General features: G+C 68.8%; 20 protein-coding genes. 8 read left to right on the forward strand and 12 right to left on the reverse strand.

What is annotated here, in order from left to right:
• The first annotated feature begins 120 nt into the window (after positions 1 to 120).
• Positions 121 to 984 (forward strand): oxygenase MpaB family protein, encoded by an 864-nt coding sequence (locus ACWESM_RS32380; RefSeq protein WP_452495008.1) that lies wholly within the window; start codon positions 121 to 123, stop codon positions 982 to 984.
• On the opposite strand, the gene pruA is transcribed toward ACWESM_RS32380, so the two are convergent.
• The 4 genes from pruA to ACWESM_RS32400 form a co-directional block, all read right to left on the reverse strand.
• Positions 985 to 2,619 carry an L-glutamate gamma-semialdehyde dehydrogenase gene (gene pruA, locus ACWESM_RS32385; protein ID WP_452495009.1) on the reverse strand — a complete coding sequence of 545 codons (1,635 nt, stop codon included), beginning with the start codon at positions 2,617 to 2,619 and terminating at the stop codon, positions 985 to 987.
• 117 nt (positions 2,620 to 2,736) lie between these two features.
• Positions 2,737 to 3,858 (reverse strand): succinyldiaminopimelate transaminase, encoded by a 1,122-nt coding sequence (dapC, locus tag ACWESM_RS32390; protein WP_364435163.1) that lies wholly within the window; start codon positions 3,856 to 3,858, stop codon positions 2,737 to 2,739.
• Positions 3,855 to 4,178 (reverse strand): ferredoxin, encoded by a 324-nt coding sequence (gene fdxA / locus ACWESM_RS32395; RefSeq protein ID WP_014987978.1) that lies wholly within the window; start codon positions 4,176 to 4,178, stop codon positions 3,855 to 3,857. Before fdxA ends, dapC begins: the two co-directional genes overlap by 4 nt.
• Positions 4,179 to 4,485: 307 nt before the next feature.
• Complete coding sequence (locus ACWESM_RS32400; RefSeq protein WP_397280301.1) at positions 4,486 to 7,101, reverse strand: bifunctional FO biosynthesis protein CofGH; 2,616 nt, start codon at positions 7,099 to 7,101, stop codon at positions 4,486 to 4,488.
• A 427-nt stretch (positions 7,102 to 7,528) separates the two neighbouring features.
• On the opposite strand from ACWESM_RS32400, the gene ACWESM_RS32405 reads away from it, so the two are divergent.
• Genes ACWESM_RS32405 through ACWESM_RS32415 form a run of 3 tightly spaced genes read left to right on the forward strand, consistent with a single transcriptional unit; the run spans position 7,529 to position 11,520 of the window.
• Positions 7,529 to 8,026, forward strand: a complete 498-nt coding sequence (locus ACWESM_RS32405) for a PH domain-containing protein (protein WP_355080371.1) — start codon at positions 7,529 to 7,531, stop codon at positions 8,024 to 8,026.
• A complete protein-coding gene (locus ACWESM_RS32410) occupies positions 8,023 to 9,627 on the forward strand; it encodes a PH domain-containing protein (RefSeq protein ID WP_452495012.1) in 1,605 nt (534 codons plus the stop codon). Before ACWESM_RS32405 ends, ACWESM_RS32410 begins: the two co-directional genes overlap by 4 nt.
• A 60-nt stretch (positions 9,628 to 9,687) precedes the next feature.
• Entirely contained in the window at positions 9,688 to 11,520 is a 1,833-nt protein-coding gene (locus tag ACWESM_RS32415) for an APC family permease (protein WP_452495014.1), read from the forward strand.
• Between the two features lies 1 nt (position 11,521).
• On the opposite strand, the gene ACWESM_RS32420 is transcribed toward ACWESM_RS32415, so the two are convergent.
• The 6 genes from ACWESM_RS32420 to typA form a co-directional block, all read right to left on the reverse strand.
• Positions 11,522 to 11,959 (reverse strand): hypothetical protein, encoded by a 438-nt coding sequence (locus ACWESM_RS32420; RefSeq protein WP_355080365.1) that lies wholly within the window; start codon positions 11,957 to 11,959, stop codon positions 11,522 to 11,524.
• On the reverse strand, positions 11,956 to 12,114 hold the full coding sequence (locus tag ACWESM_RS32425; RefSeq protein WP_169332723.1) for a hypothetical protein: 159 nt from the start codon (positions 12,112 to 12,114) through the stop codon (positions 11,956 to 11,958). Before ACWESM_RS32425 ends, ACWESM_RS32420 begins: the two co-directional genes overlap by 4 nt.
• Positions 12,115 to 12,150: 36 nt before the next feature.
• Positions 12,151 to 13,620 carry an amino acid permease gene (locus tag ACWESM_RS32430; RefSeq protein WP_452495016.1) on the reverse strand — a complete coding sequence of 490 codons (1,470 nt, stop codon included), beginning with the start codon at positions 13,618 to 13,620 and terminating at the stop codon, positions 12,151 to 12,153.
• Between the two features lie 189 nt (positions 13,621 to 13,809).
• The gene (mshB, locus tag ACWESM_RS32435) at positions 13,810 to 14,694 is read right to left on the reverse strand and encodes an N-acetyl-1-D-myo-inositol-2-amino-2-deoxy-alpha-D-glucopyranoside deacetylase (RefSeq protein WP_355080361.1); all 885 of its coding nucleotides are present in this window, start codon (positions 14,692 to 14,694) and stop codon (positions 13,810 to 13,812) included.
• Positions 14,691 to 16,418 (reverse strand): ABC transporter family substrate-binding protein, encoded by a 1,728-nt coding sequence (locus ACWESM_RS32440; protein ID WP_355080359.1) that lies wholly within the window; start codon positions 16,416 to 16,418, stop codon positions 14,691 to 14,693. Before ACWESM_RS32440 ends, mshB begins: the two co-directional genes overlap by 4 nt.
• Before the next feature lie 929 nt (positions 16,419 to 17,347).
• Positions 17,348 to 19,246: a translational GTPase TypA gene (gene typA / locus ACWESM_RS32445; RefSeq protein ID WP_355080358.1), complete on the reverse strand. Its 1,899-nt coding sequence runs from the start codon at positions 19,244 to 19,246 to the stop codon at positions 17,348 to 17,350.
• Positions 19,247 to 19,476: 230 nt separating this feature from the next.
• Here typA and ACWESM_RS32450 point away from each other — a divergent pair, with 230 nt between their 5' ends.
• Both ACWESM_RS32450 and ACWESM_RS32455 read left to right on the forward strand, forming a co-directional pair.
• Complete coding sequence (locus ACWESM_RS32450) at positions 19,477 to 19,653, forward strand: hypothetical protein (protein WP_356966658.1); 177 nt, start codon at positions 19,477 to 19,479, stop codon at positions 19,651 to 19,653.
• A 52-nt stretch (positions 19,654 to 19,705) separates the two neighbouring features.
• The gene (locus ACWESM_RS32455) at positions 19,706 to 19,993 is read left to right on the forward strand and encodes a 4a-hydroxytetrahydrobiopterin dehydratase (RefSeq protein ID WP_355080355.1); all 288 of its coding nucleotides are present in this window, start codon (positions 19,706 to 19,708) and stop codon (positions 19,991 to 19,993) included.
• Positions 19,994 to 20,238: 245 nt separating this feature from the next.
• On the opposite strand, the gene ACWESM_RS32460 is transcribed toward ACWESM_RS32455, so the two are convergent.
• Positions 20,239 to 21,468 (reverse strand): mannosyltransferase, encoded by a 1,230-nt coding sequence (locus ACWESM_RS32460; RefSeq protein ID WP_397280292.1) that lies wholly within the window; start codon positions 21,466 to 21,468, stop codon positions 20,239 to 20,241.
• A 321-nt stretch (positions 21,469 to 21,789) separates the two neighbouring features.
• Here ACWESM_RS32460 and ACWESM_RS32465 point away from each other — a divergent pair, with 321 nt between their 5' ends.
• Together ACWESM_RS32465 and ACWESM_RS32470 are read left to right on the forward strand one after the other, a co-directional pair.
• Positions 21,790 to 22,590, forward strand: coding sequence for an Rv1157c family protein (locus ACWESM_RS32465; protein WP_355078659.1), 801 nt, complete (start codon positions 21,790 to 21,792; stop codon positions 22,588 to 22,590).
• A 129-nt stretch (positions 22,591 to 22,719) separates the two neighbouring features.
• Positions 22,720 to 23,097, forward strand: coding sequence for a hypothetical protein (locus ACWESM_RS32470; RefSeq protein WP_355078658.1), 378 nt, complete (start codon positions 22,720 to 22,722; stop codon positions 23,095 to 23,097).
• A gap of 75 nt (positions 23,098 to 23,172) precedes the next feature.
• Here the strand turns inward: ACWESM_RS32470 and ACWESM_RS32475 are convergent, their stop codons facing one another.
• Positions 23,173 to 23,886 carry a DUF1906 domain-containing protein gene (locus tag ACWESM_RS32475; protein ID WP_452495019.1) on the reverse strand — a complete coding sequence of 238 codons (714 nt, stop codon included), beginning with the start codon at positions 23,884 to 23,886 and terminating at the stop codon, positions 23,173 to 23,175.
• Positions 23,887 to 23,951: the final 65 nt, after the last annotated feature.

A 23,951-nucleotide genomic window follows, 5' to 3' on the forward strand; every position in this document is an offset into this window, starting at 1 on the left:
ACACCATCACCGCCTACCCGCGGCGATTGACAGCTCACCGAGTCGATGAGAAAGTTAGGGCATTATCTTCTCATCGACCGATTCTCTGGGATCGGGCGGACACGAAAGACGAGGTCGACGATGACCGCGCCGCTGCGCACCGCCGAGCACGAACCGGATCCGAGCCAGACCCTCACCCCCGAGACGGTCGCGCAGTACGTCGACGGCGTCGCCGCGTTCCTCGGCGGCGCGGCGAACGTCATCATGCAATTGAGCCTGCGCCCGGTCGGCCGCGGCGTGCTGGAGAGCACCGTCGACAGCGGCAAGGTCACACTGCACCCGATCAAGCGGCTGCGCACCACCCTCACCTATATCGCCGTGGCGCTGCTCGGGTCGGATGACGAACGCGACGCCTACCGGGAGGCCGTCAACCTATCGCACCGGTCGGTGCGCTCCACCACCGCGAGCCCGGTCAAGTACAACGCCTTCGATCCGAATCTCCAGCTGTGGGTCGCCGCCTGCCTGTACTGGGGCATCGATGACCTCTACACGCGGATGCACGGCCCGATGGACGACGCGACCGCCGACGCCTTCTACACCTACGCCGCCCGCCTGGGCACCACCCTGCAGATGCGGCCGGAGATGTGGCCGGCGAATCGCACGGAGTTCCAGCGGTACTGGGACGAGAACCTGAAGCAGCGCGGCATCGAGCCGGAGCTTCGGGACTACTTCAACGGTCTGATCGACCTGAAGATGATGCCGCGACCGGTGCAGGTGGTCTTCGCCGGATTGCAGCGCTTTATCGTCACCGGCTTGCTTCCGCAGCACCTGCGCGACGAGATGGGCATGACCTGGACCGACCGCGACCAGCGGCGGTTGGACCGGCTGCTGCGGATCCTCGGAGCCGTGCACGGTCGGCTGCCCGCGGCGGCACGCATGTTCCCGCTCAACGCCTATCTGTTCGACCTGCGCAGGCGCCTGCGGCAGGGAAAGCCGCTGGTCTGATCACCTCTCCATGTGCGGGTAGCGGAAGTCGACGGGCGGCACGAAGGTCTCCTTGATCGTCCGCGGCGCGACCCAGCGCAGCAGGTTCAACGGCGAGCCCGCCTTGTCGTCGGTGCCGGAGGCGCGTGCGCCGCCGAACGGCTGCTGCCCCACCACCGCACCCGTGGGCTTGTCGTTGACGTAGAAGTTGCCCGCCGCGAAACGCAGTGCGGCGTCGGCCTCTTCGATCGCGTACCGGTCCTGCGCGAACACCGCTCCGGTCAGCGCGTAAGGCGCAGCCGACTCGACTTCGGCGAGTATCGCACTGTAGGAGCCGGGTTCGGCGTCGTCGTAGACGTACACCGAAAGGATCGGGCCGAAATACTCGGTGGCGAACGATTCGTCGTGCGGATTGTCGGTCAGGAATACGGTCGGCCGGACGAACCAGCCTTCGCTGTCGTCGTAGGTTCCGCCGACCGGGATGGCGACGCCCGCGTCCGCGGCGCGCCGGATGGCCGCCGCATTCTTGTCGTACGCGCGCCGATCGATCAGCGCTCCACCGAAATTCGACAGATCCGCGACGTCGCCGTAGCTCAGCCGGTCGGCGTCGTGCAGGAACTCGTCGCCCATCGCGCGCCAGACCGACCGCGCGATGTAGGCGCGTGAGGCCGCCGAGCACTTCTGACCCTGATACTCGTAGGCGCCGCGAATCAGGGCGGTGCGCAGCGCGCCGGGGTCGGCCGAGGAGTGCGCGACGATGAAGTCCTTGCCGCCGGTCTCCCCCACCAGGCGCGGATAGCCCTGATACCGACCGATATTCGCGCCCACTTGCTGCCAGAGGTACTGGAACGTCTTGGTGGAACCGGTGAAATGGATACCGGCCAGCCGCGGATCGGCCAAGGCCACCTCCGACAGTTGCACCCCGTCGCCGGTGACCATGTTGATCACGCCGGGCGGCAAGCCCGCCGCCTCCAGCAGCCGCATCGTGTAGAACGCCGACAACGTCTGCGTCGGCGACGGCTTCCACACCACCGTGTTGCCCATCAGCGCGGGCGCGGTCGGCAGATTCCCGGCGATGGCGGTGAAGTTGAACGGTGTGATGGCGTAGACGAACCCTTCCAGCGGCCGATAGTCCATCCGGTTCCACACCCCGGCGCTGGAGCTGGGCTGTTGCTCCAAGATCTGCCGCGCGAACGCGACGTTGAACCGCCAGAAGTCGACCAGCTCGCACGGCGCATCGATCTCGGCTTGCTGGGCCGACTTCGACTGACCGAGCATGGTGGCCGCGGCGATCGTCTCCCGCCACGGCCCGGCCAACAGGTCCGCGGCGCGCAGCAGCACCGCGGCGCGCTCCTCGAACGGCAGCGCCCGCCACCCCGGGGCGGCGGCCGTCGCGGCGTCGATGGCTCCGTGCGCTTCCGAATGGGTGGTGTCGGTGTAGGTCCCCAGCACGTGCCGATGCCGATGCGGTGTGACGATGTCGTGCCGTTCGCCGAGGCCGGGTCGATGCTTGCCGCCGATGACCAGCGGCACGTCGACGGGTTCCGCGGACAGCTCGGCCAGCTTGCCGAGGAGTAACTCCCGTTCGGGGCTTCCGGGCGCGTAGAAGTGCACCGGCTCGTTGCCGGGCGTGGGGACAACCGTGACAGCGTCCATACCTCAGGCTAGCTCGCCGGGCAGGGCGGGCGCGGACGCCGACACGCCTCGCTGTGCCCGTTGTGCGACCGCGGCCTCGAACGATGGCCGCGCTCGCGCGCAGCGGCGACGAAGGTGTCAGCCCGCGGCGAGCCGTTCGGCCGCCGCCGCGATCCGCTCGTCGGTCGCGGTCAGCGCGATCCGCACGTGCTCGCTCGCGCCGGGGCCGTAGAAGTCGCCGGGCGCGGCGAGGATGCCGCGATCGGCCAGCCATTCCAACGTGGTCCGGCACGGCTCACCACGCGTCGACCACAGATACAGGCCCGCCTCGGAATGATCGATCCGGAAACCCGCGGCCTGCAAAGCCTTTCGCAACACGTCGCGTCGGGCGCGGTACCGCTCGCGCTGACGCGCCTCGTGCGCGTCGTCGCTGAGCGCGGCGGTCATCGCGGCCTGGATCGGGAACGGCACCATCATGCCCGCGTGCTTGCGCACTTCGAGCAGTTCCGCGACCAGCTCCGGGTCGCCCGTCACGAATCCGGCGCGATAGCTGGCCAGGTTGGAGGTCTTGGACAACGAATGCACGGCCAGCAGGTTGGTGTGGTCGCCGTCGCATACTTCGGGGTCGAGCAAGGAGACGCCGCGACCCTCCCAGGTCAGTCCCAGGTAGCACTCGTCGGAGGCGACGATCACGCCGCGCTCCCGCGCGAAGGCGACCACCTTGCGCAGATGTTCGACGCCGAGTATCCGGCCGGTCGGGTTGGACGGCGAGTTCACGTAGATCAGCGCGGGCGTCTGCGGACCGAGCCGGGTCAGTCCGTCCGCGCGCAGCACCTGCGCGCCCGCCAGCAGCGCGCCGACCTCGTAGGTGGGGTAGGCGACCTCGGGGATGACGACCAGGTCGCCCGAGCCGAGCCCGAGCAGCCGGGGCAGCCCCGCGATCAGCTCTTTGGTGCCGATCGCGGGCAGCACGGCCGCGGGCTCGAGTCCGGTGATCCCGTAGCGCCGCTTCAGCGCGTCGACCGCGGCCGCGCGGAGCTCGGGGGTGCCATGCGTGGTCGGGTAACCGGGGACCGCCGCGACGGAGTTCAGCGCCGTCCGGATCAGCGGGTCGACCGGGTCGACCGGAGTGCCGACGGACAGGTCGACGATCCCGCCGGGGTGGGCGGCCGCCTTCACCTTCACCGAAGCGATGGTGTCCCAGGGGAAATCGGGCAGCAGACTGCTGACCCGGCCACGCGGTGACACGTCAGGTCTCACTCACTCGCCATCGGGGGCAGTTCCTTGATGAACGGCGGGTCGTAGTCGACCTTGCCGACCTTGGTCGCGCCGCCGGGCGAGCCCAGCTCGTCGAAGAAATCGACGTTGGCGTTGACGTATCCGCTCCACTGGTCCGGGGTGTCGTCTTCGTAGAAGATCGCCTCCACCGGGCACACCGGCTCACATGCACCACAGTCCACGCATTCGTCGGGATGGATGTACAGCATGCGACCACCCTCGTAGATGCAGTCCACGGGGCATTCCTCGATGCATGCCTTGTCCTTCACGTCAACGCACGGTTCAGCGATGATGTACGGCACTGCCGCTCTCCTAGTCTGTCCTCGCCTGCGGGATAGTCCGCCCGGCGAAACCCTATCCCGGCAACCACACGTTACTACTGGTCAGCCTGCCCTAACTTCGGGGATCGCGCACGCCGACGCGAGGCCCGATTCGACTCCGCCACCCGAGGTACGCGCTGGGGGCCGCGTTGTGGGAGGTAGCGCCGGAGCGTGCCACGGCGGGTCCGGTATTGCGCCGGTCCCGGCTGCCCGCGGCCGACCGGAAGCCCGATCGCACCGCGGGCTGGAACCTATCGCCGTCGCCGCGCCGCCCGGCGCAGCTCCCTCGTCAGTCGACCAATACCGCCTGAAGCCCCGGAGCGGCCGACAACCGCTTGTGCTTCGGGACGCCGTAGGTCGTCGTCCGTTCCCGGGCCGGTCGTCCGATGCCGGAGGCGATCTCCACCAACTCGGCGACCGTCTTGGCCGAGCCGTGCTGCGAGCCCGCCATCCGGGAGATGGTCTCCTCCATCAACGTGCCGCCCAGATCGTTGGCGCCACTGTTGAGCATCACCCGCGTTCCGGTGGTGCCCAGCTTGACCCAGCTGGTCTGGATGTTGTGGATCCGGCCGTGCAGCATGATCCTGGCCAGCGCGTGCGCGGCGCGGTTGTCCCGGTTGGTCGGCCCGGGCCGCGCGGCGCCCGCCAAGTACAGCGGCGCGCTCTGGTGCACGAACGGCAGCAGCACGAACTCGGTGAAACCGCCGGTCTCGTCCTGGATTCCACGCAGCACCCGCAGATGCCCGACCCAGTGCTTCGGGTTGTCCACGTGGCCGTACATCATGGTCGAACTGGACCGGATGCCCACCTGGTGCGCCGTGGTGATCACCTCGATCCACGCCGAGGTGGGCAGTTTGCCCTTGGTGAGCACCCAGCGCACCTCGTCGTCCAGGATCTCCGCGGCGGTGCCTGGGATGGTGTCCAGGCCCGCCTCCTTCAGGGCGACCAGCCACTCCCGGACGCTCTGGCCGCCGCGCGAGGCGCCGTTCACGATCTCCATCGGGCTGAAGGCGTGCACATGCATCGACGGCACCCGCTGCTTGACCGCCCGCACCAGATCCGCGTACCCGGTGACCGGCAGGTCGGGGTCGATGCCGCCCTGCATGCACACCTCGGTGGCGCCGTCGACATGCGCCTCCCAGGCCCGGTCGGCCACCTCGTGCGTGCTCAGGGTGAACGCGTCCGCGTCGCCCTTACGCTGGGCGAACGCGCAGAACCGGCACCCGGTGTAGCAGATGTTGGTGAAGTTGATGTTCCGGTTCACCACGTAGGTGACGTCGTCGCCGACGGTGTCGCGGCGCAGTTGATCGGCCAGCGCGGCGACCGCGTCCAGCTCCGCGCCGTCCGCCGTGGCCAGCGCCAGATACTCGGCGTCGCCGAGCCCGGCCGGATCGCGTTCGGCGGCGCGCAGCGCGGCGAGCACGTCGGAGTCCAGCCGCTGCGGAACGGCGACGGCGAGATCGCGGGCCTGTTCACGAATGGTGTCCCAGTCGCCGAAGGCGCCCACGATGTCCTGCCCGAGGGCAGCGTCGCTGCGGGCCTCGGTGTTGCGGCCCTCGGTGTCGATGGCGGTGTTGAGGTCGACGCGTCCGGCCGACTCCCAGGACTCGTCCGGCTCCTGCCAGGGCAGGCCGACCGGGATCGCGTCCGGATTCGCCAGCCCCGTCACCGGGTCGGTGAGCGCGGCGACGTGCGCGCCGATCCGCGGATCGACCCACGGATTGCCCGCTCGCACGTACTTCGGGTGCGCGGAGGTCCGCTCGACCAGCTGATAGCCCGCCGCCTCGGTGATCTCCCGCAACGTGTCCAGGTTCGGCCACGGCCGCTCCGGGTTCACGTGGTCGGGCGTCACCGGCGAGACGCCGCCCCAGTCGTCGATGCCCGCGTCGATCAGTGCGCGGCACTCGGCGTGCGAGACCAGGTTCGGCGGCGCCTGCACCGGCACGTCCGGCCCGAGCAGCACGCGGGTGACCGCGATGGTGGCGAGGAATTCCTCCAGGCCCGCGTCCGGCACGTCCCGCATGGCGGTGTCGTCCTTGGCGCGGAAGTTCTGCACGATGACTTCCTGGATGTGCCCGAAAGCCTTGTGCTGCTTGCGAATCGCCATGATCGACTCGGCCCGCTCCGCCATCGTCTCACCGATGCCGACCAGGATCCCGGTGGTATAGGGCACCGAGAGCCGTCCCGCGTCGGTGATCGCCCGCAGCCGCACGGCCGGGTCCTTGTCGGGGCTGCCGTAATGGCAGTTGCCCTTCTCGGTGAACAACCGGGCCGAGGTGGTCTCCAGCATCATGCCCATGGACTGCGCCACCGGCTTGAGCCGCGCGATCTCCTCCCACGACATCACGCCCGGGTTCAGGTGCGGCAGCAGGCCGGTCTCCTCCAGCACCATGATCGACACGGCGCGCAGGTAGTCCAGCGTGGAGTCGTAGCCGCGCTCGTCGAGCCACTGCGCGGCCTCCGGCCAGCGATCCTCGGGCCGGTCACCCAGCGTGAACAGCGCCTCTTTGCAGCCGAGGGCAGCGCCCCTGCGTGCGATGTCGAGCACCTCGTCGGGTTCGAGGAACATCCCCTTGCCCTCGGCGCGCAACTTGCCGGGCACCGTGACGAAGGTGCAGTAGTGGCACTTGTCCCGGCACAGCCTGGTCAACGGGATGAAGACGTTGCGGGAATAGCTGATCGTCTTCGGACGCCCCGCGGACGCCAGCCCGGCGTCGCGCACCCGCGCGGCGCTGCGACAGAGGTCGGCCAGGTCGTCGCCGGTCGCGTGCAGCAGCACCGCGGCCTCGTCCACGTTCAACGTGACACCGTCGCGGGCCCTGCGCAGCGCCCGGCGCATGGCCGATGGACTGGGCGGCGCGGATGGGACGCTCGGGTTCGGTAGGTCGGTCACGCCCTCGATCATGCGCTACACATCCGGAACTGTCTCCCTCCAGTGCTGGTTGCGACGAAGCGGACGAGTCACGGCTCCGCTCGCCACGGAGCCCACACGGGGACGTGGAGCACCGTTGAGCGTTGACAACTGTGCGGTACCCGAGGCTATTCCGGGGCACCCGCGCCGCGCGGCCCGCGTTCGGTCGTCGAGCGTGGCCTCGGTGAGCGCCGCCGATTCGACCGTTCCGGCACACCAGACCCTCGCAGGTGAGGCCGGGGGCCAACTCCTCGGCGACCGCCCGATGCGCCCGAAACGGTTGTCACACAACGAGGCTCATTCCCGGTAGAAAGCCCTCTGCGACCCTCGCGCTCACCCGTCCGCCGGGTCCGCGCCGTCGCGGTAGGCCGCTCACCATCGACCGCGACGGCGACCGCGTGATCGTGCAACGATTGGCGGCATGTCGCAGCCGCGCACGATCATGGCCGATCCGGCCTGGCGCCCCAGTCCGAAGGCGAAGCTCCTGTGGACTGTGCAGGCCGTCCTGACGTGGGTGATCCCGTTCGCGGCCCTGCTGGTGTGGGCGGTGGTCGACTCCGCGCATCGCGGGTGGCAGCTGGGATTCTTCCTGGTCGCGCTCGTGCCCGCCGCGCTGAACATCGGTGTCGCGCCGTGGTGGCGGTACGCGGTGCACCGCTGGGAGGTCACCGACGATGCGGTCTACACCCGGGTCGGCTGGCTCACCCAGGAGAGCCGGGTCGCGCCGATCTCCCGCGTGCAGACCGTCGACACCGAACGCGGTCCGCTCGAACGCCTGCTCGGATTGGCGACCGTCACCGTGACCACCGCGTCCTCCGCGGGTGCGGTGCAGATCGGCGCGCTCGACCTTCCGGTCGCCGAGGAAACCGTGGCCCGGCTCACCCGGATCGCCGCCCAGCACCGCGGAGACGCGACATGAGCCCCGAGACGACCGGCGCCGAGCAGGACGGGCCGCCCTGGCAGCGGCTGGACAAGCGGATGCTGCTGGTCCATCCGATCACCGAAGTGGTGAAGTTCATCCCGGTGCTGATCGGTTCGGTGATCCTCGGGACCAGCAGCGGCAACCACGTGTGGAGCGTCATCCCGCTCGCGTTGATCGTCGGGTTCGCGCTGACCCGCTGGTTCACCACGACGTATCGGGTCGGGCCCACACACGTGGAATTGCGCACCGGGCTGCTGGAACGCAAGAAACTGTCGGTGCCGCGGTCGCGGATCCGCTCGGTGGACATCGAAGCGGACCTGCTGCATCGGGCTCTCGGCCTGGCGGTGCTGGCGATCGGGACCGGCCAGCATGCCGAATCGGGCGAGAAGTTCAAGCTCGACGCCCTGGATGCCCGCGTCGTCCCGCCGTTGCGCGCCGCGCTGCTCGCCCATACGGCGGCCAGGGTGGGTCCGGATGAAGAACGAAAAGAGCCGCAGCAGAACAGCTCCGGTGGTTTCACGGCCCCGCGTACCCGGGCGGGAGAGATCGGGCACTGGAGTCCGGCGTGGGTGCGCTACGCCCCGTTGTCGCTGACCGGGTTCGCGATCATCGCGCCGATCGTCGGCTTCGCGCTGCAATACGGGCTCGGTGAGATCGTTTTCCGGTCCGACGCGGTGCACGACGTGGAAGACGGCGGCGTGCTCGTCCTCGCGCTCGCCGCGGCCGCGCTGCTGGGCGTCATCGTCGTCGTGGTCAGCGCTGCCGCGTGCGCGCACTATCTGACCACGTATTTCGGGTTGCGCGTCCGCGACGACGGCAAGACCTTGCAGCTGCGCCACGGCCTGTTCACCACCCGCCAGATCACCCTCGATCGAGCCCGGCTGCGCGGAGCGACGGTCTCCGAACCGCTGCTGCTGCGCCTTGCGGGCGGCGCCGAACTCGAGGCGATCATGACCGGGCAGAACCCGCGGCAGCGAATCCTTCCGCAGGCCCCGCGTAGCGCCGTGGAGCACACCCTCGGCCATCTGCTCGCCCCAGAGGAAGTGCGAGACAACGAGTTTCCTGTCCAGCCGGAGGCGAGGCCCACCGGTTCGGGCGCGGCGGACGCGCACACCGTCCCGGCGCCGGGCAGCGCCCCGCTGATCGCGCACGGTCCGGCCGCACGGCGACGCAGGCATACCCGCGCGCTCGCACCGGTCGTGCTCATCGCCGCCGCGCTGGTCGTCATCTCCCTTGCTGGACAGCACTATTCGCCGTGGTGGTGGCTACTGCCGGGCCTCACGCTCGCCCTCGCGCTCGCCCTCGCCGAGGACCGCTATCGCGGCCTCGGACACGCGGTACTGCCCCGCACAACCACCAGCCCAACCTGGCTGATCACCCGGTCCGGATCACTCGACCGCGACCGCGACTGCATCGAGGCCCCCGGCATCATCGGCTGGACAGTGCGTCGAACCTTCTTCCAACGGCGTGCCGGGGTCGCTACGGTCGTCGCGGCCACCGCGGCGGGCAAGAAGCACTACTCCGTGGTCGACCTCCCCGCCGACCGAGCATGGGAACTCATCCAAGCCGTCACACCAGGGCTGCCCGGCACCCGCTGAACCCGCCCCCAGTGTCGCTGATCGGTTGCCGAGCGGCGGCGGAGTTCAATGGACGCTGTGGTGACCAAGACCGAGCCGCACCATACGGAGCCGCGGATCGCCGACCGCCGGGTTCGGCAGATGCAGCGAGCGGACAAGTTCCGTTTGACCGCGGTGGGCGGGCTCGCCGCGCTCTCCCTGGACGCGTTGTCCAGCGTCGCCTACGGACCAGAGGCGATCGTGCTGGTGCTGGTCGCGGCGGGCGCGGCGGCCGTCTCCTGGACGCTGCCGGTTGCCTGCGCGATCGCCGCGCTGTTGCTGGTACTGGTGCTCTCCTACCGGCAAGTGATCGCCGTGCATCCGGACGGCGGCGGCGCGTACGCGGTCGCCAAGAAGCAGCTCGGCAGGCCCGCCGCGCTGCTCGCGGCCGCCAGCCTGGTCGTGGACTACGTGCTGACCGTCGCGGTGAGCCTCGCCGCAGGCGCGGCCAGCCTGGCCAGCGCCTTTCCCGCCCTGGCCCACGAACTGCTACCGATGACGCTGATCGGCCTCGCGGCGCTGACCGTGATCAACCTGATCGGAGTGGCGGAATCCGCGCGGGTGCTGATGGGGCCGACGATCCTGTTCGTCGTCCTGATCGGCGGTGTGATCGTTGTCGGGATGCTGCGGCCGGAGCCGGTCGCGATGATCGGCGGCGACCCGGGTCCGATCGAGCCGGTCGAGGCGCTCGGAATCGTTCTGCTGCTCAAGGCCTTCGCGGCGGGATGCTCGTCGCTGACCGGTGTGGAAGCGATCGCCAACGCCGTGCCCGCTTTCCGCAGCCCCGCGGTGCGCCGCGCGCAGCACCCCGAGGTGGCGCTTGGCATCCTGCTCGGCGCGATGCTGCTCGGCCTGGCCGTGCTGATCCGCGAGCACCACGTCACGCCGCGCCCGGATGTGACCATCTTGGCCCAGCTGGCGGCGGCCGCGTTCGGCACCGGCTGGCTGTTCTACCTCACCAATCTCGCGGTCACCGCGGTGCTGCTGCTCGCGGCGAACACCAGTTTCGGCGGGCTCCCGGTGCTGCTGGCGCTGCTGGCCAAGGACCACAGGGCGCCGTCGCTGTTCGCGCTGCGGTCGGAGCGTCCGGTCTTCCGGTACGGGGTCACGGCACTCGCCTTGCTGGCCGGGCTGGTGCTGCTGGCGGTCGACGCCGAAACCCACCGGCTGCTGCCGGTTTTCGCGATCGGCGTCTTCATCGGGTTCACCATCAGCCAGACCGGTCTGGTGCTGCACTGGTGGCGAGTGTGCGACCGCGGGTGGTTGCCGCGCGCACTGCTGAACGGATTCGGCGCGACGCTCACCGCCGTCGCGGGCGTCGTCTTGCTCGCGGAGAAGTTCACCGAGGGCGCGTGGCTGCTGCTGCTCATCATCCCCGCGCTGGTTGGCCTCTTCTTCCGGATCGAGAACTACTACGCCGGCGTCGCGCGTCAGCTGCGACTGCGTGAAATCCCGCCGCCCCCGCGACCCGCGCCGGAGGCCAAGGAGTTGGTGGTCGTCCCGGTGGTCACCATGAGCGAGGTGACCTATCGCGCCTTGGAAGCCGCGCTGCGCATGCGGGGCGAGATCGTCGCGGTGGCCGCGGACATCGATCCGGCCACGACCAAACGGCTCAGCGCCCAGTGGAAGGAGTGGGATCCCGGTGTGCCGCTCGCGGTGCTCCCCTGCCCGCATCGCAGCCTGGTGTCGACGCTCGTCGGCTACGTCCGCAAGCAGACCGCCGCCGGGCTGGGTGTCACCGTGCTGCTGGCGCATGTCGAAGCCCGGCACTGGTGGCAACGCCCGCTGCACAATCCGCGCGGACCGGTGCTCACAGCCGCGCTGCGCGTTCGCACCGAGGCCGTGATCGCGACCCTGGCGGTCCGGCTCGCGTGAGTCAGCGGCGGCCGAAGACGTGCGCGTTCGCCTGGATGTAGAGGTAGGCCAGCGGCGGCAGCAGCCCGGCGAACAGCAACAGCGCCGTCCGCCAATCACTGCCGAGCAGAATGTCACCGCCGGGCCCGGCGCTCGCGCAGACCAGGAAGCCGAACGCCCATGCGACCAGCGGAAGGCCCAGCAGCGCGGGACGCCGGGTCACTGTTCGCGCACCCGCGACGAGCAGCACGTTCACCACTCCCGCCACCGCGGCGGAGACCGGGAAAACGACCGAGCCCAGATAGGTCGGCAGGTAGAGCACCTCGAGCGCAAGGGTGAGCAGGGCGTCCACGATCAGGATCGCGAGGATCACCGAGCCGAGGAGGCCTACGGGGATACGGGTGGCGCCGGATGCCACGGGAGCGCGATCGCCTGCGTGGTCGTCGATCTTCGTCGTCACGGCACCGGCGGGTAGCCGAGGAGGGTCAACAAGTGGCTTTGCATGTCGGCGAACGCGTACAGCACCGTCATATACAGGTCGTGCTGCTCCTGCCAGTGCGGCCGCATGCTGTCGACGAACGCCGCGATCGCGTTCTGGACCTCCCAGTTGTACATACTGCCGAGTCTATTCCGGCGCGATCGGGTGCACGATCAGTTCTCCCGGTCGGCAGGCAGGGCAGCGACCACCGGAGGTTCGCCGGTCGGGTCGCCACGCTCCGCCGCTATGGCCAGCACTCGTCTACGCGCGGCGAACCAGCCGACGATCAGCGCGGGGACGATCAGGGCGATGGTCGCGACGGTCCAGGTCCCCACCGGATAGTCGAACCCCGTCAGCACGACGACGAAGAACAGGAACACCAGCGTGAGCAAACCGGTGTAGGGCGCGCCGAACATGCGGAAGGCGGGCCGCTGGATGCGTCCCCGGGTGGACCAGCGCCACAACTGCAGCTGGCACAACACGATGGTGGCCCAGGAGGCGACGATGCCGAGCGACGCCATGTTCAGCACGATCTCGAACGCCTGATCCGGGACGATGCCGTTGAGCGCGATGCCGACCAGCGCGATCAGGCTGGTGAGCAGGATGCCGCCGTAGGGAACGCCGTTGCTGCCCATCACCCCGGTGAATTTCGGCGCGCTGCCGTTGATCGACATCGACCGCAGGATGCGGCCGGTCGAGTAGAGGCCGGCGTTCAGGCTGGAGAACGCCGCGGTCAGCACCACGAGATTCATCACGCTGCCGATGCCAGGGACGCCGAGCATGGTGAAGAAGGTGACGAACGGACTCTCGTCGGCCGTGTACCGCGTGTACGGCAGCAGCAATCCGAGCAGGACCAGCGAACCGACGTAGAAGACGGCGATCCGGACGATCACCGAATTGATCGCCCGTGGCATGACCTGCTCCGGATGCTCCGTCTCCCCCGCCGCGGTGCCGACCAATTCAACAGCGGCATAAGCGAATACGACACCGGACACCACCACGACCAACGGCATGACGCCGGTCGGGAACAGGCCGCCGTGATCGGCGATCACGCTGGTCCCGGTCGCGGCGCCCTGCACCGTGAAGCGGCCGAGCAAGAAGATCGTGCCGACGATCAGGAACGCGCTGAGCGCGAATACCTTCACCAGCGCGGCCCAGAACTCCATCTCACCGAACCACTTCACCGAGATCAGGTTGACGCCCAGCACGAGGACCAGCGCGATCAGCGCGAGCAACCATTGCGGAACGGCGGAGAACCCGGACCAATAGTGGAAGTACTGCGCGATCGCGGTGGTGTCGGCGATGCCGGTCATCGACCAGTTCAGGAAGTACATCCAGCCCGCGACGAACGCCGCCTTCTCACCGAAGAACTCGCGCGCGTAGGAGACGAACGACCCGGACGACGGCCGGTGCAGGACCAATTCGCCGAGCGCGCGCAGGATGAGGAACGCGAAGAACCCGCACACGCCGTAGACCAGGAACAACCCGGGTCCGGCACTGGCCAGCCGCCCGCCGGCGCCGAGGAACAGGCCGGTGCCGATGGCGCCGCCGATCGCGATCATCTGTAGCTGGCGCGGCTTCAGACTCTTGTGGTATCCGTGGTCCTCGATGCTGAGGTGGGCGTTGTCGCCGCGCGCTGTCATGAACCGACGGATCCTCCGTTTCGATGTGCCGAGATCACGCCGAACCGTACCCGCCGCGCCGATACCGCCAACTGCCAGCCCTGGGGGTACAGGAGCTCGCCGCCCGGACAAGTTCCGAAAACGGCGGGCGAATTATGTGAAATGTCCGGAAATCGCGGGTAGCGGCCGCACCGCCGCCGGCGGGATCCGTCACTCCGGGGCGGCGAACAAATCGTGCTCCCGCCCGTCCGGACCGAGCGGACCGCGCCGACCCCGCACCAGGATGAAGTGCTCCTCGGGCAACACCGGCTGAGCGATACCGTTCGACAAGGCGAATTCCCGGCCGGACGGCGCGACCGTGACCTGTGTGGCGTGCGCCCGCAGCGCGGCGCGCTTGGCCGAAAGCACCTCGGAGACGTCGATCGTGGTGGTCACCGCGTCGCTGGGCACGCTCGCCAGTTCGCCCTCGGCGGGCAGTCGCCAACCGGGCGGCAGCGCGCCGGGCAGGCCCGCGGCCGTGCGCCGGGCCAGCGCCGCGGTGTGCAGACGCAGCATGTCGGCGTCGGTGACGGTCCAGTAGTACTTCGGGACATCCCAGCCTTCGCCGGCGGCGGCATGCACGGCGGCCGTGGTGATCTCGTGCGCCCGGATGTGGTCCGGATGGCCGTAGCCGCCGTTCGGGTCGTAACCGACGACCACGCGCGGCCGCAGACGAAGGACGACGTCCGTGAGAGCCCGCACCGCCTCGTCTCCGGAGCGCACGAAGACGCGCGGCTTGTTCGCGGCGGGTGTGCCCGCCATCCCGGAGTCACGCCAGCGTCCCGCGCCCCCGAGCAAGTGCGGCGGACCCGCGCCCAGCGCGTCCAGCGCGCGGGTCAGCTCCAGAATGCGATAGCCGCCGAGCTGGTCGGCGTGATCCGCCGCGAGCAGCGCCCAGTCGTCGCCGATCACCTCGCCCTCCTCACCGAGGGTGCAGGTGATCACGGTGACCGGCACGCCGCGACGGCGGTAGTGCGCGATCGTGCCGCCGGTGGTGATGGACTCGTCGTCCGGGTGGGCGTGTACCAGAAGCAGCCCACCGGTCTCCGCGGTCACGGGATCCTGCGCCACATGGACGCGTCGCCGAAGATCCCGACCTGGATCGCGCCGCTGAGCGAGGCGCCGTCCAGCCGAGGACCGGACGCGGCGACGGCGTTGTCCTGCACGATCGGCAGCACGGTCGCCATGGCCCACAGTTTGGGTTCGGCCTCGGCGAGCACCCGTCCCACGTCGCCGCCCCGCAGGGCGTCGTCGATCGCGGGTTGCAGGGTCGGATCGCACACGCCGGACAGGTTGCTCGGCGCCCGCTGCGCCGCCTCGGCGATGGCCTGCGCCGGGCCGGTGACCCCTGGCAGCGCGGGCGGCGGGCAGCCATACCTGGAAGCCAGCACGGTCGCCGGATCGGAACCGGCCACCTCCCAGCCGACGATCGCGTCGACCGTGCCCTCGAGCAGTTCCTTGCCGTACAACTCGTCGGCGGCGACACTGCGCACCGTGGCGTCGATGCCCGCGCTGCGCAGCTGGTCGGCGGCGGTATTGGCCACGGCCAAGGCGGTGGCGTCCCGGTCGACCGCGCCGATGCGCACGGCCAGCGGCTTGCCGTCCTTGCCGACGGTGCGCGGCTGCGGGGCGGGCGAGGTCGGGGAGGTCGCCGGCGGCGGCTCCGGCGCCCGGCCGTACCCCGCGGCGGCGAGCAGCGCGAACGCCTCCTCCGCCGATGGACGCGGCGGAGCGGTCGGGGCGTATCCGGGATCGGATGGTGCGAGCACCTGCGCGCGCGCCGGTTCCACCCAGTTGCCGGTCTGCGCGCCGACCGTGGCCAGCAGGGCAGGGTCCAGCAGGGCCAGCACGCCCGAGCGGACCCGGGGATCGCTCAAGTCGCCTTTGCGCCCGTTTAGCGCCATCTGCAGCACTCGCGACTGCGGCATGATCGTGGTGCGCACGGAGGGAATCGCCCCCAGTTGCGCCTGGGTCGCCACGCCCCCGTGGACCAGCGCCATCTGTACGTCGCCGGTGCGCAGCGAGCCCGCCAGCTGCGCGGTGGTGCCGCCGCGGCGGAGCAGGATCTGGCCCGGCATCGCCGGTGTGCCCCAGAAGCGGTCGTTGCGTTCCAGCAGCATCTCGTCACGGCCCGGGTCCGCCGAGCGGATCCCGAACGGCCCCCCGGACACCCGGACACCGCTGACCTGACCGTTCATCCCCCTGGCGAATCCGCCGGGCGCGTCCTTGAGCAGATGAGACGGCAGCAGATCGGTGAACAGCTCCCGCCAGCCGGGGTAGGGCTGCGTCATCACGACGGTGACCGTCTTGCCGCCCGCCGACGAATTGACGTCCGAGATCATCCGGTAGCCGGCCGGGTCGACGACGCCCGGCTCGGAGATCATCTCCTGCCACAGGTAGCGGAAGTCCTCGGCCGCGATCGGCGCGCCATCCGACCAGGACGCTTCGTTGCGCAATTTGTAGGTGATCGTGAACGGTTCCTGCGCGGTGACTTCGGCGGAGACCAGCAGCGACGAATCCGGCACCCAGGCCGTCGTCCCTGGCCGCGCCGGATCGAGCACCGGCCGGAACGGACTCGGCAGGACCAGGGAGGCGATCGCCGAGGTCGCGGCGGATTGGTCCGAGCGCAGATGCGGGTTGAACGCGGTGCCGATGGTGTCCAAAGCGACGACGACGGTCGTCTCCGCGGGCTTGACCGGTGTGGTCTTCGGACTGTCGGTGCTCTCGATGGGCGGCGGCGGATTCGCCGCACAGCTGCTGATCAAGGTCAGCACTGCCACGGCCGGCAACAACGTGCGCCACGCTGCGCGTTTTCCTGCGCCCACTTTCACGCTCGGGAACTCTACCGTACGGTCGAGTCCGTTCCCAGATTCCTGCTGACCAGCGCGGAAACAACGCGGTCGAACGGATATGCGTAGCGTGGAAACACAGCAGCGTCGCAGGGTCGTGACATCACCCATACAAACCGTGTCGAACCTCGGCAAATATTCGGCGTACCGTCGCGGCACAATAGCCCGCCGCACCCGACGCACCGCAATCCGTATGCGCATCGGTGTCGTTTAGGCAACCACACGCGCTACCGACTCGGACATGAAGTGAACATTTGCGCCGACACGCCGAACGGGAGACGAATTCTTTTCGCCGAAGCACCATCCGGCCAACACGGCGACAACCCACACAGGCGCTGGCCCGCCCGCGCGTCGAGGCCCCTCGATAGCATGAGAAAGCTCATTGCGTGCACAGCTCTGGATGACCACGGGTGCCGACAATATAAAACAGGCGCACGGCACAGCCAATTATTTTCACCCGCCACCACCACCCCACGACGGGTAGTGGTCGACAATTACCAAATTTTCCCACCAGCCGTCGCCTCGGAAACTTATTCCACGCGAACGAACCGATTTCGGACCCGCATACCAAGGGCTGAGACGATCACAAATCGAAATTACCGACAACGAAACCGATCAGCCCTCGAATATGTGGCACCGGACTTCACCACCGCACGCATCACGGGGCCGTCTCGAATTTCTCCCGATTGCCACCATGCCTGGTGATGCGAGGAATTGCGATCACACCCGAGGAGCCCGAGTCGAACGCGAGGCTGGCGGTACACCCGCACGATGCGAGCGCCCGCGACTGCCCGACCAGCGGTTCTGCCCGGTATTCGGTGCCACCCGCGGTGACACCGAATACCGTGGCACACAAGTTGTTACAGCGCCGCGCGGTCGCGCGCCTTGCGCCGGGACAGTTCCCGTGCGCGCTCGTTCTGCCCGAGGACCACCTTGCGCACCCGGACCACCTCCGGGGTGACCTCAACGCACTCGTCGGCGGCGCAGAACTCCATGGCGCCTTCGAGATCCAGCTGCAACGGCTTGGCCAAGGTCTCGATCACGTCGGCGGTGGAGCTGCGCATGTTGGTCAGCTTCTTCTCGCGCGTGACGTTGATGTCCAGATCCTCCGCGCGCGGATTGACGCCGACGACATGCCCCTCGTAGGTGTCCGCGCCCGGCTCCACGAAGAACTGCCCGCGGTCGGCCAGCTGGATCATCGCGAACGGCGTCACCGAGCCCGACCGGTCGGAGACCAGCGAGCCGGTGTGCCTGGCCCGGATCTCGCCCGCCCACGGCGCGTAGCCGTGCGACACAGCGTTGGCGATGCCGGTGCCGCGGGTCTCGGTGAGGAAGTCGGTGCGGAAACCGATCAGGCCACGGGAGGGAACGATGAACTCCATCCGCACCCAGCCCGCGGCGTGGTTGCTCATCTGCACCATCTTGCCCTTGCGGGCGGCCAGCAACTGGGTGATCGCGCCGAGGTACTCCTCGGGGCAGTCGATGGTCAGCTCCTCGTACGGCTCGTGCACCTTGCCGTCGACCTGCTTGGTGACCACCTGCGGCTTGCCGACGGTCAGCTCGAAGCCCTCCCGGCGCATGGTCTCGACCAGGATGGCCAGCGCCAGCTCACCGCGGCCCTGCACCTCCCAGGCGTCCGGGCGCCCGATGTCGAGCACGCGCAGCGACACGTTGCCGACCAGCTCCTGGTCCAGGCGTGCCTTCACCATGCGGGCGGTCAACTTGTGCCCTTGCACCCGGCCGACCAGCGGCGAGGTGTTGGTGCCGATGGTGACCGAGATGGCGGGCTCGTCGACGGTGATGCGCGGCAGCGCGACCGGATCATCGATGTCGGCAAGGGTGTCGCCGATCATGATGTCCGGAATGCCCGCGATGGCGACGATGTCGCCCGCCACCGCCAGCTCGCCCGGCTTGCGCTCCACGCCGACGGTCTGCAGCAGTTCGGTGATCTTCACCTGCTTGACGCCGTCGGCGTGCATCCACGCGACGTTCTGCCCCTTGCGCAGTTCGCCGTTGTGGATGCGGACCAGCGCGAGACGACCCAGGAACGCCGAGGCGTCCAGGTTGGTGACGTGCGCCTGCAGCGGCGCGGACGCATCACCCTTCGGCGCGGGGATGTATTCCAGCAGCACGTCGAACAGCGCGTCCAGATTCTCCGCGGCCGGGGCGTTGCCGTTCTCCGGACGCTCCTTGGACGCCTTGCCCTCACGACCGGAGGCGTACAGCACCGGAAGGTCGAGCGCGAGCTCGGCGGCCTCGGCGGCGGCGTCGTCGAGATCGGAGGCCAGGTCCAGCAGTAGGTCGTGGCTCTCCTCGACGACCTCTTCGATGCGGGCGTCGGGGCGGTCGGTCTTGTTCACGACCAGGATCACCGGCAGCGACGCGGCCAGCGCCTTGCGCAGCACGAACCGGGTCTGCGGCAGCGGCCCCTCGGACGCGTCCACCAGCAGCACCACGCCGTCCACCATGGACAGGCCGCGCTCGACCTCGCCACCGAAGTCGGCGTGGCCGGGGGTGTCGATGACGTTGATCACGGTGACCGAGCCGTCCGGGTGATGCCGGTGCACCGCCGTGTTCTTGGCGAGAATGGTGATGCCCTTCTCGCGTTCCAGGTCGCCGGAGTCCATCACCCGATCGACGGGCTCGGCCCGCTCGGCGAAGGCGCCCGACTGGCGCAGCATGGCGTCGACCAGGGTCGTCTTGCCGTGGTCGACGTGAGCCACGATGGCGACGTTGCGAAAATCGCGTGCAGACGACACGCCTGAATCCTCCTGCTGTTCGGTGTTGGAGCCGACGGTGCTCGGTGTCCGGCGTGCACGGACCCTCCGTGATTACGCAGGCTGCCGCCTCCGGGGCCTGACGCACACGCCGGTCTCCCTGCGAACAGGTGGAGAATCGAAACTCACCAGGCATCGCGGCGAGCTATACCCTACCGGCAGTCGGTTCGAGGCACCGTTTCAGCCTTTGTACTAAGGGTATGCTAACCGCCGTGGGCAAGGTCAAAGCCAAGAAGGTTTCGAGCCTGAAACCGAAGAAGAAGTGCTGTCGGAAGAAGACGCGCTGCGTGAAGTGCCCCGTGGTCATCATGCGGATGAAGAAGTGCGAAGCGGCCGGTGTCACCGGCAAGGATCTGAAGAAGGCACTCAAGCAGGCGCGCGCTGCCTGACCCCCGCCGCCACCCTTTCCGGGGCGGCCCGAGGCGAGTAGTAAGGAGTGTTATGGCGCAGCAGGCACTGCTCTCCGAACCCGAAATCGTCGACGCTCTCACCGAATTGCCGGAGTGGTCCAGGTCAGGGGACAACCTGACGCGCACCGTCGAGGCGGCCACCTTCCCCGCGGGCATCGAACTGGTGCGCCGCGTCGCCGAAGTCGCGGAGGAGGCGAACCATCACCCCGACATCGATATCCGCTGGCGCAAGGTCACATTCAGCTTGTCGACACACTCGGCGGGCGGGCTCACCGCGCTGGATGTAGCACTGGCACATGAAATAGACCGGCTCTGTTGATTTTGCAGCGCCTTCGGCGCTGCGTGTTCGCGGCCCTCTTATGGCTCGCGTCCGAGCGACCGCCGCTGGCGACTGCGTCGCGGAGGCGGCGGCCGCTCGGACGCGAGCCGGGCCGCGAACGGGGCATGCTCGGTCTCGCTTCGCTCGAAACCGGGAGCCGGGCCGCCGTGTCGCGTTCCAGCCAGAAGTTCGAGTCTCCGCTGATCGCCGCTCGAGGCTGATCAACGCAGAGTCGGGCGAGTACCTTATGCGGTGCGCGCGGGGCCCTCGGTGGTTGCGCGCGCTTCTTCGTCCTCGGCCGATCGCGTGTACCTGGCTCCGAAGCGGATCACCCAGAGGTAGAACGCCAGAACGCCGAGCACGTCGACGGCGCCGAGCCAGGCCAGTACGCCCGGGCGCGAGATGGTCCAGATCGAATCCTGGAAGAACGACAGCACCCACGGCACGCCGACGAGCATGGTCACCAGCCAGTACCCGGCGATCACCCGCGCGCCGGGCGCCCGGCGCAGCGGCCCGTACACCACCCAGAGCACCGTCGGCAGCAGCCACACCCAGTGATGCGACCACGAGATCGGCGAGACCATCAGCCCGAACAGTTGCACCACGATCAGCGTGCCGAGCCGGTCGTCCGCGCCGAGCGCGCGCCAAGCCAGGAACGCCAGCACCGCCACGACGAGCACGGCCGCGATCCACCACGGGCCGGACTCGACGTCGTAGCCGAGGATGCGGCTCAGTGTGCCCCGCAGCGACTGGTTCCACACCGACCCCACCGGACCGATCCGGTCGGCGTCACCGAGCAGTGTGCCGAAATACCGACGCGCCTCGACCGGCGCGATCAGGAAACTCAGCCCTACCGTCGCGCCGAAGACCACGGCCGACCACGCCACCGTCGCCCAGCGCTTGCGCGCGACGAAGTACAACCCGGTGATCGCCGGCGTCAGTTTGATGCCCGCGACTATTCCGACCAGTCCACCGGACAGCCACCACCGCGAACTGCGAACCGCGAGCATCCCACCGAGCACCAGGAAGACATTGACCTGGCCGTAGTCCATCGTGGTTCGGACCGGCTCCAGCCACAGCCCGAGCGCGGTCCACCCGACGGTGGCGGCCCGCCACTGCGGCGTGCGCAGCCGCTGCGCCCCGAACAGCAGCTCGAGACTGATGTGCACCACCGCGTACAGCGCCGCGGCGATGGCCAGCAACCAAGCCACCGCGACCAGGGTGAACGGCAGATAGTGCAGCGGGAAGAACACCAATGCCGCGAAAGGCGGATAAGTGAACGGCAACGGGAAGTCCGGAGTCTTCTCCGCATAGGTGAAGTCGTAGAGCTGATCGGTCAACAACGCGGCCGACCCGCCGACGTAGACATGCAGGTCGACGAGGTTCATCCCATTCGGGGACAGCAGCATCCAGAGCAGCCGGGCCAGCACGGACAGGCCCAGCACCGACACGGCCCATCGGAGGTGACGATTCAAATCGCTGGCTTTCGGCTCGGGTGCGGTGCGTCGGTTGGCGCGCCCGAAGTTCGATGTCGAGGCGACAGCGCGGACGGCACCGATTAGATTAGCCGCAGCGCGAATCCGGTCGGTTCCACCCTCGAACCACCGATAACATTTGCATCAACTTTCACATCAGTAACATCTGGGCGCGGTATCTTCTGCTAACACTGATCGTCCACGGCGCTTTCCGGACGCCGCAGCTGTACACATAGCCGCAATGTCCCTAGAGTGACCCCCGAAACGATGGCTTTTAGCAATCGAACCCAGATGTACCCCGAGGTAAGGACGGCCAGACCAGTGCTTCGCACCCGAGGATCGCGGATCGCATTGTCCGCACTCGCCGTCGCGGCGAGTGCCACGCTCGCCGCGCCGACGACAGCAATCGCGGCTCCCGCGACCGCCCCCGTGGCGACTACGAACAGCGTTCCCATGGTGCCCGAAGGCGTTCCCGTGGATGCGCTGGCCGCGCTCGCCCCAGCCATCGTCGGCGCCGTCGCGGGCCCCGCGGATATCGCGAGCCCGGCCGGCGTCGCGGGTCCGCAGTCGGCCATCCTCGATCAGGCCCGCAGGCTGCTGGCCACTTTGAACCTTCCGCCGCAGATCAAGTCGACGCTGGAACGGATCATCACCTTCCTGGACGGCAGCGGCGGCGGAGGCCCCGAGGTACCGCAGGACGGACCGGTGATCGCCCAGTTCCTCTACCCGAGCATCGGCAAGGGCTGCATCGGCCCGTCCGCCGACTCGGTGGGTACCGCCCTCGCCGTGCCCGGGCCCGCCACGCTGCCGCCACCCGGCCCGCAGGCGGGCCAGACCGGGTTCGTCTTCACCGCGCTCGGCACCAAGGGGCCGACGCCGGTGCAGAACCCGCCGATGACGGTGCAGTGGCTGAACCTCGACACCCGCCAGTCGGGCGTCCTGCCGCTGACCGACGAGGCCAAGATCAACCCGGACGGCCCCGCCACGCTGTCCGCGATCGCCGACACGGGCAACGGCCGCGTCGTCGCGGTCGTCTCCGGCTCGCTGACCACCCAGTCCGGTGACGCGGAGGCGCGGACCTGCTCCTTCCTGCCGACGCTCGGATTCTTCACCGTAGGCTGAGCTTCCGGTCGAGGGCGGCGACTCCATGGGGGTCGTCGCCCTTTCGGCGTTGCGGTGACTCGGCGAATACCTCGTATCGATCTGCCGCGCAGCCACACGAGGTGGCCGGACTGTGGTAGACCGCTATCTATGGCGACCACCGTTTTCTCGAAATCCGCGGACTGTTCGAGACAGCCGGGTCATTCGATCCGGAGCAGGCGCTCGCACCGTTCCATCCTGTCGATCCGCTCGGAGGGTTCCATCCTCTCGATCGGCTCGGCCTACTCGGTCCTGTCCATCGGCAGCGTGGGCTCGGTGCTGTCGATCGGATCCGTGGGATCGTTCGGGTCGGCGATCTCGTCGTTCTCGTTCGCCAGCCTCGGCTCCGCGTTCTCCGGCCTGTCCCGGTGGTCGCTGCTGTCCTGGCTCGGCGATCACGAGGCTCCGGACAGCCGCCCCTCCCTGCGGGTCGTTCCGGACGACGAGCCCGATCTGCGCGTCACCCCGATAAGCCACTGCCAGACGTAATATTCGGCAGCTGCTCGGTCTCACTTCGCTCGAAAAGCGGGGTGGAGGCGAGCAGGCACGTACCGCGGCAGCTGCTCACCACTGCCCGTATTCGGGCGTGAGCACGTTGTTCACATCGATCCCCACACCGTCGATGGATTGCTTGTCGATCTCGACCTGGTGCAGGTTGGCGGCGGGGTGCACGAAGCCCTTGGGTGTGCCCCAGTTGTGCTGCCAGTACCAGGAACCCAGGCTCGCGGCGCGGGCCAGCTCGATGGTCGGGGTGTTCGCGTAGACGCCGGTGTTCTCCGTGCCGAGCACTGCCTGCCAGCCCAGTAGGTACGGCGCGATCATGGTGGCGAAGTCGACCGGGGAGGGGTTGTCGTCGATGGACGCGTAGATGGGCACGTTGTCCGGGCCACCGGCGGCGCGGTGCAACGCGAGCCCGCGCTCGGCGTGCCGCTTGCCCGCCTCCAGCCCGCCACGCCAGTCCGCGGTCGGTCCCTTGCCGAATTGGTAGCACGAGACGATCTGCAGACCAGCCGCTTTGAGATCGTCGACTTCCGGGGATCGCAGCGGTTTGCCCGCCATCCACTCGGCGCCGGGCCTGCGATCGGACACGTAGCGGATCACGCCGATATGTCCGGCGTCGCGGATCGCCGCAGCGGAGGGAACGCCTCCGGCGTAATCGATGAGGGTGCCCAGCGCTGGTCGCGCGGACGCGGGAGCTGCCGCGGCGGTCATGCCGACGACGGCCGCGGCGGCCGTGTAGGCGAACAGATCACGCCGGGATACCGAATTGGAACGCATCGTCGACTCCTTCGCGCAACCCGACATGGATGGCAGCGTGCCCGGCGCACCTTCCCCAATCCACC

It is taken from the genome of Nocardia sp. NPDC003999, assembly GCF_053604885.1.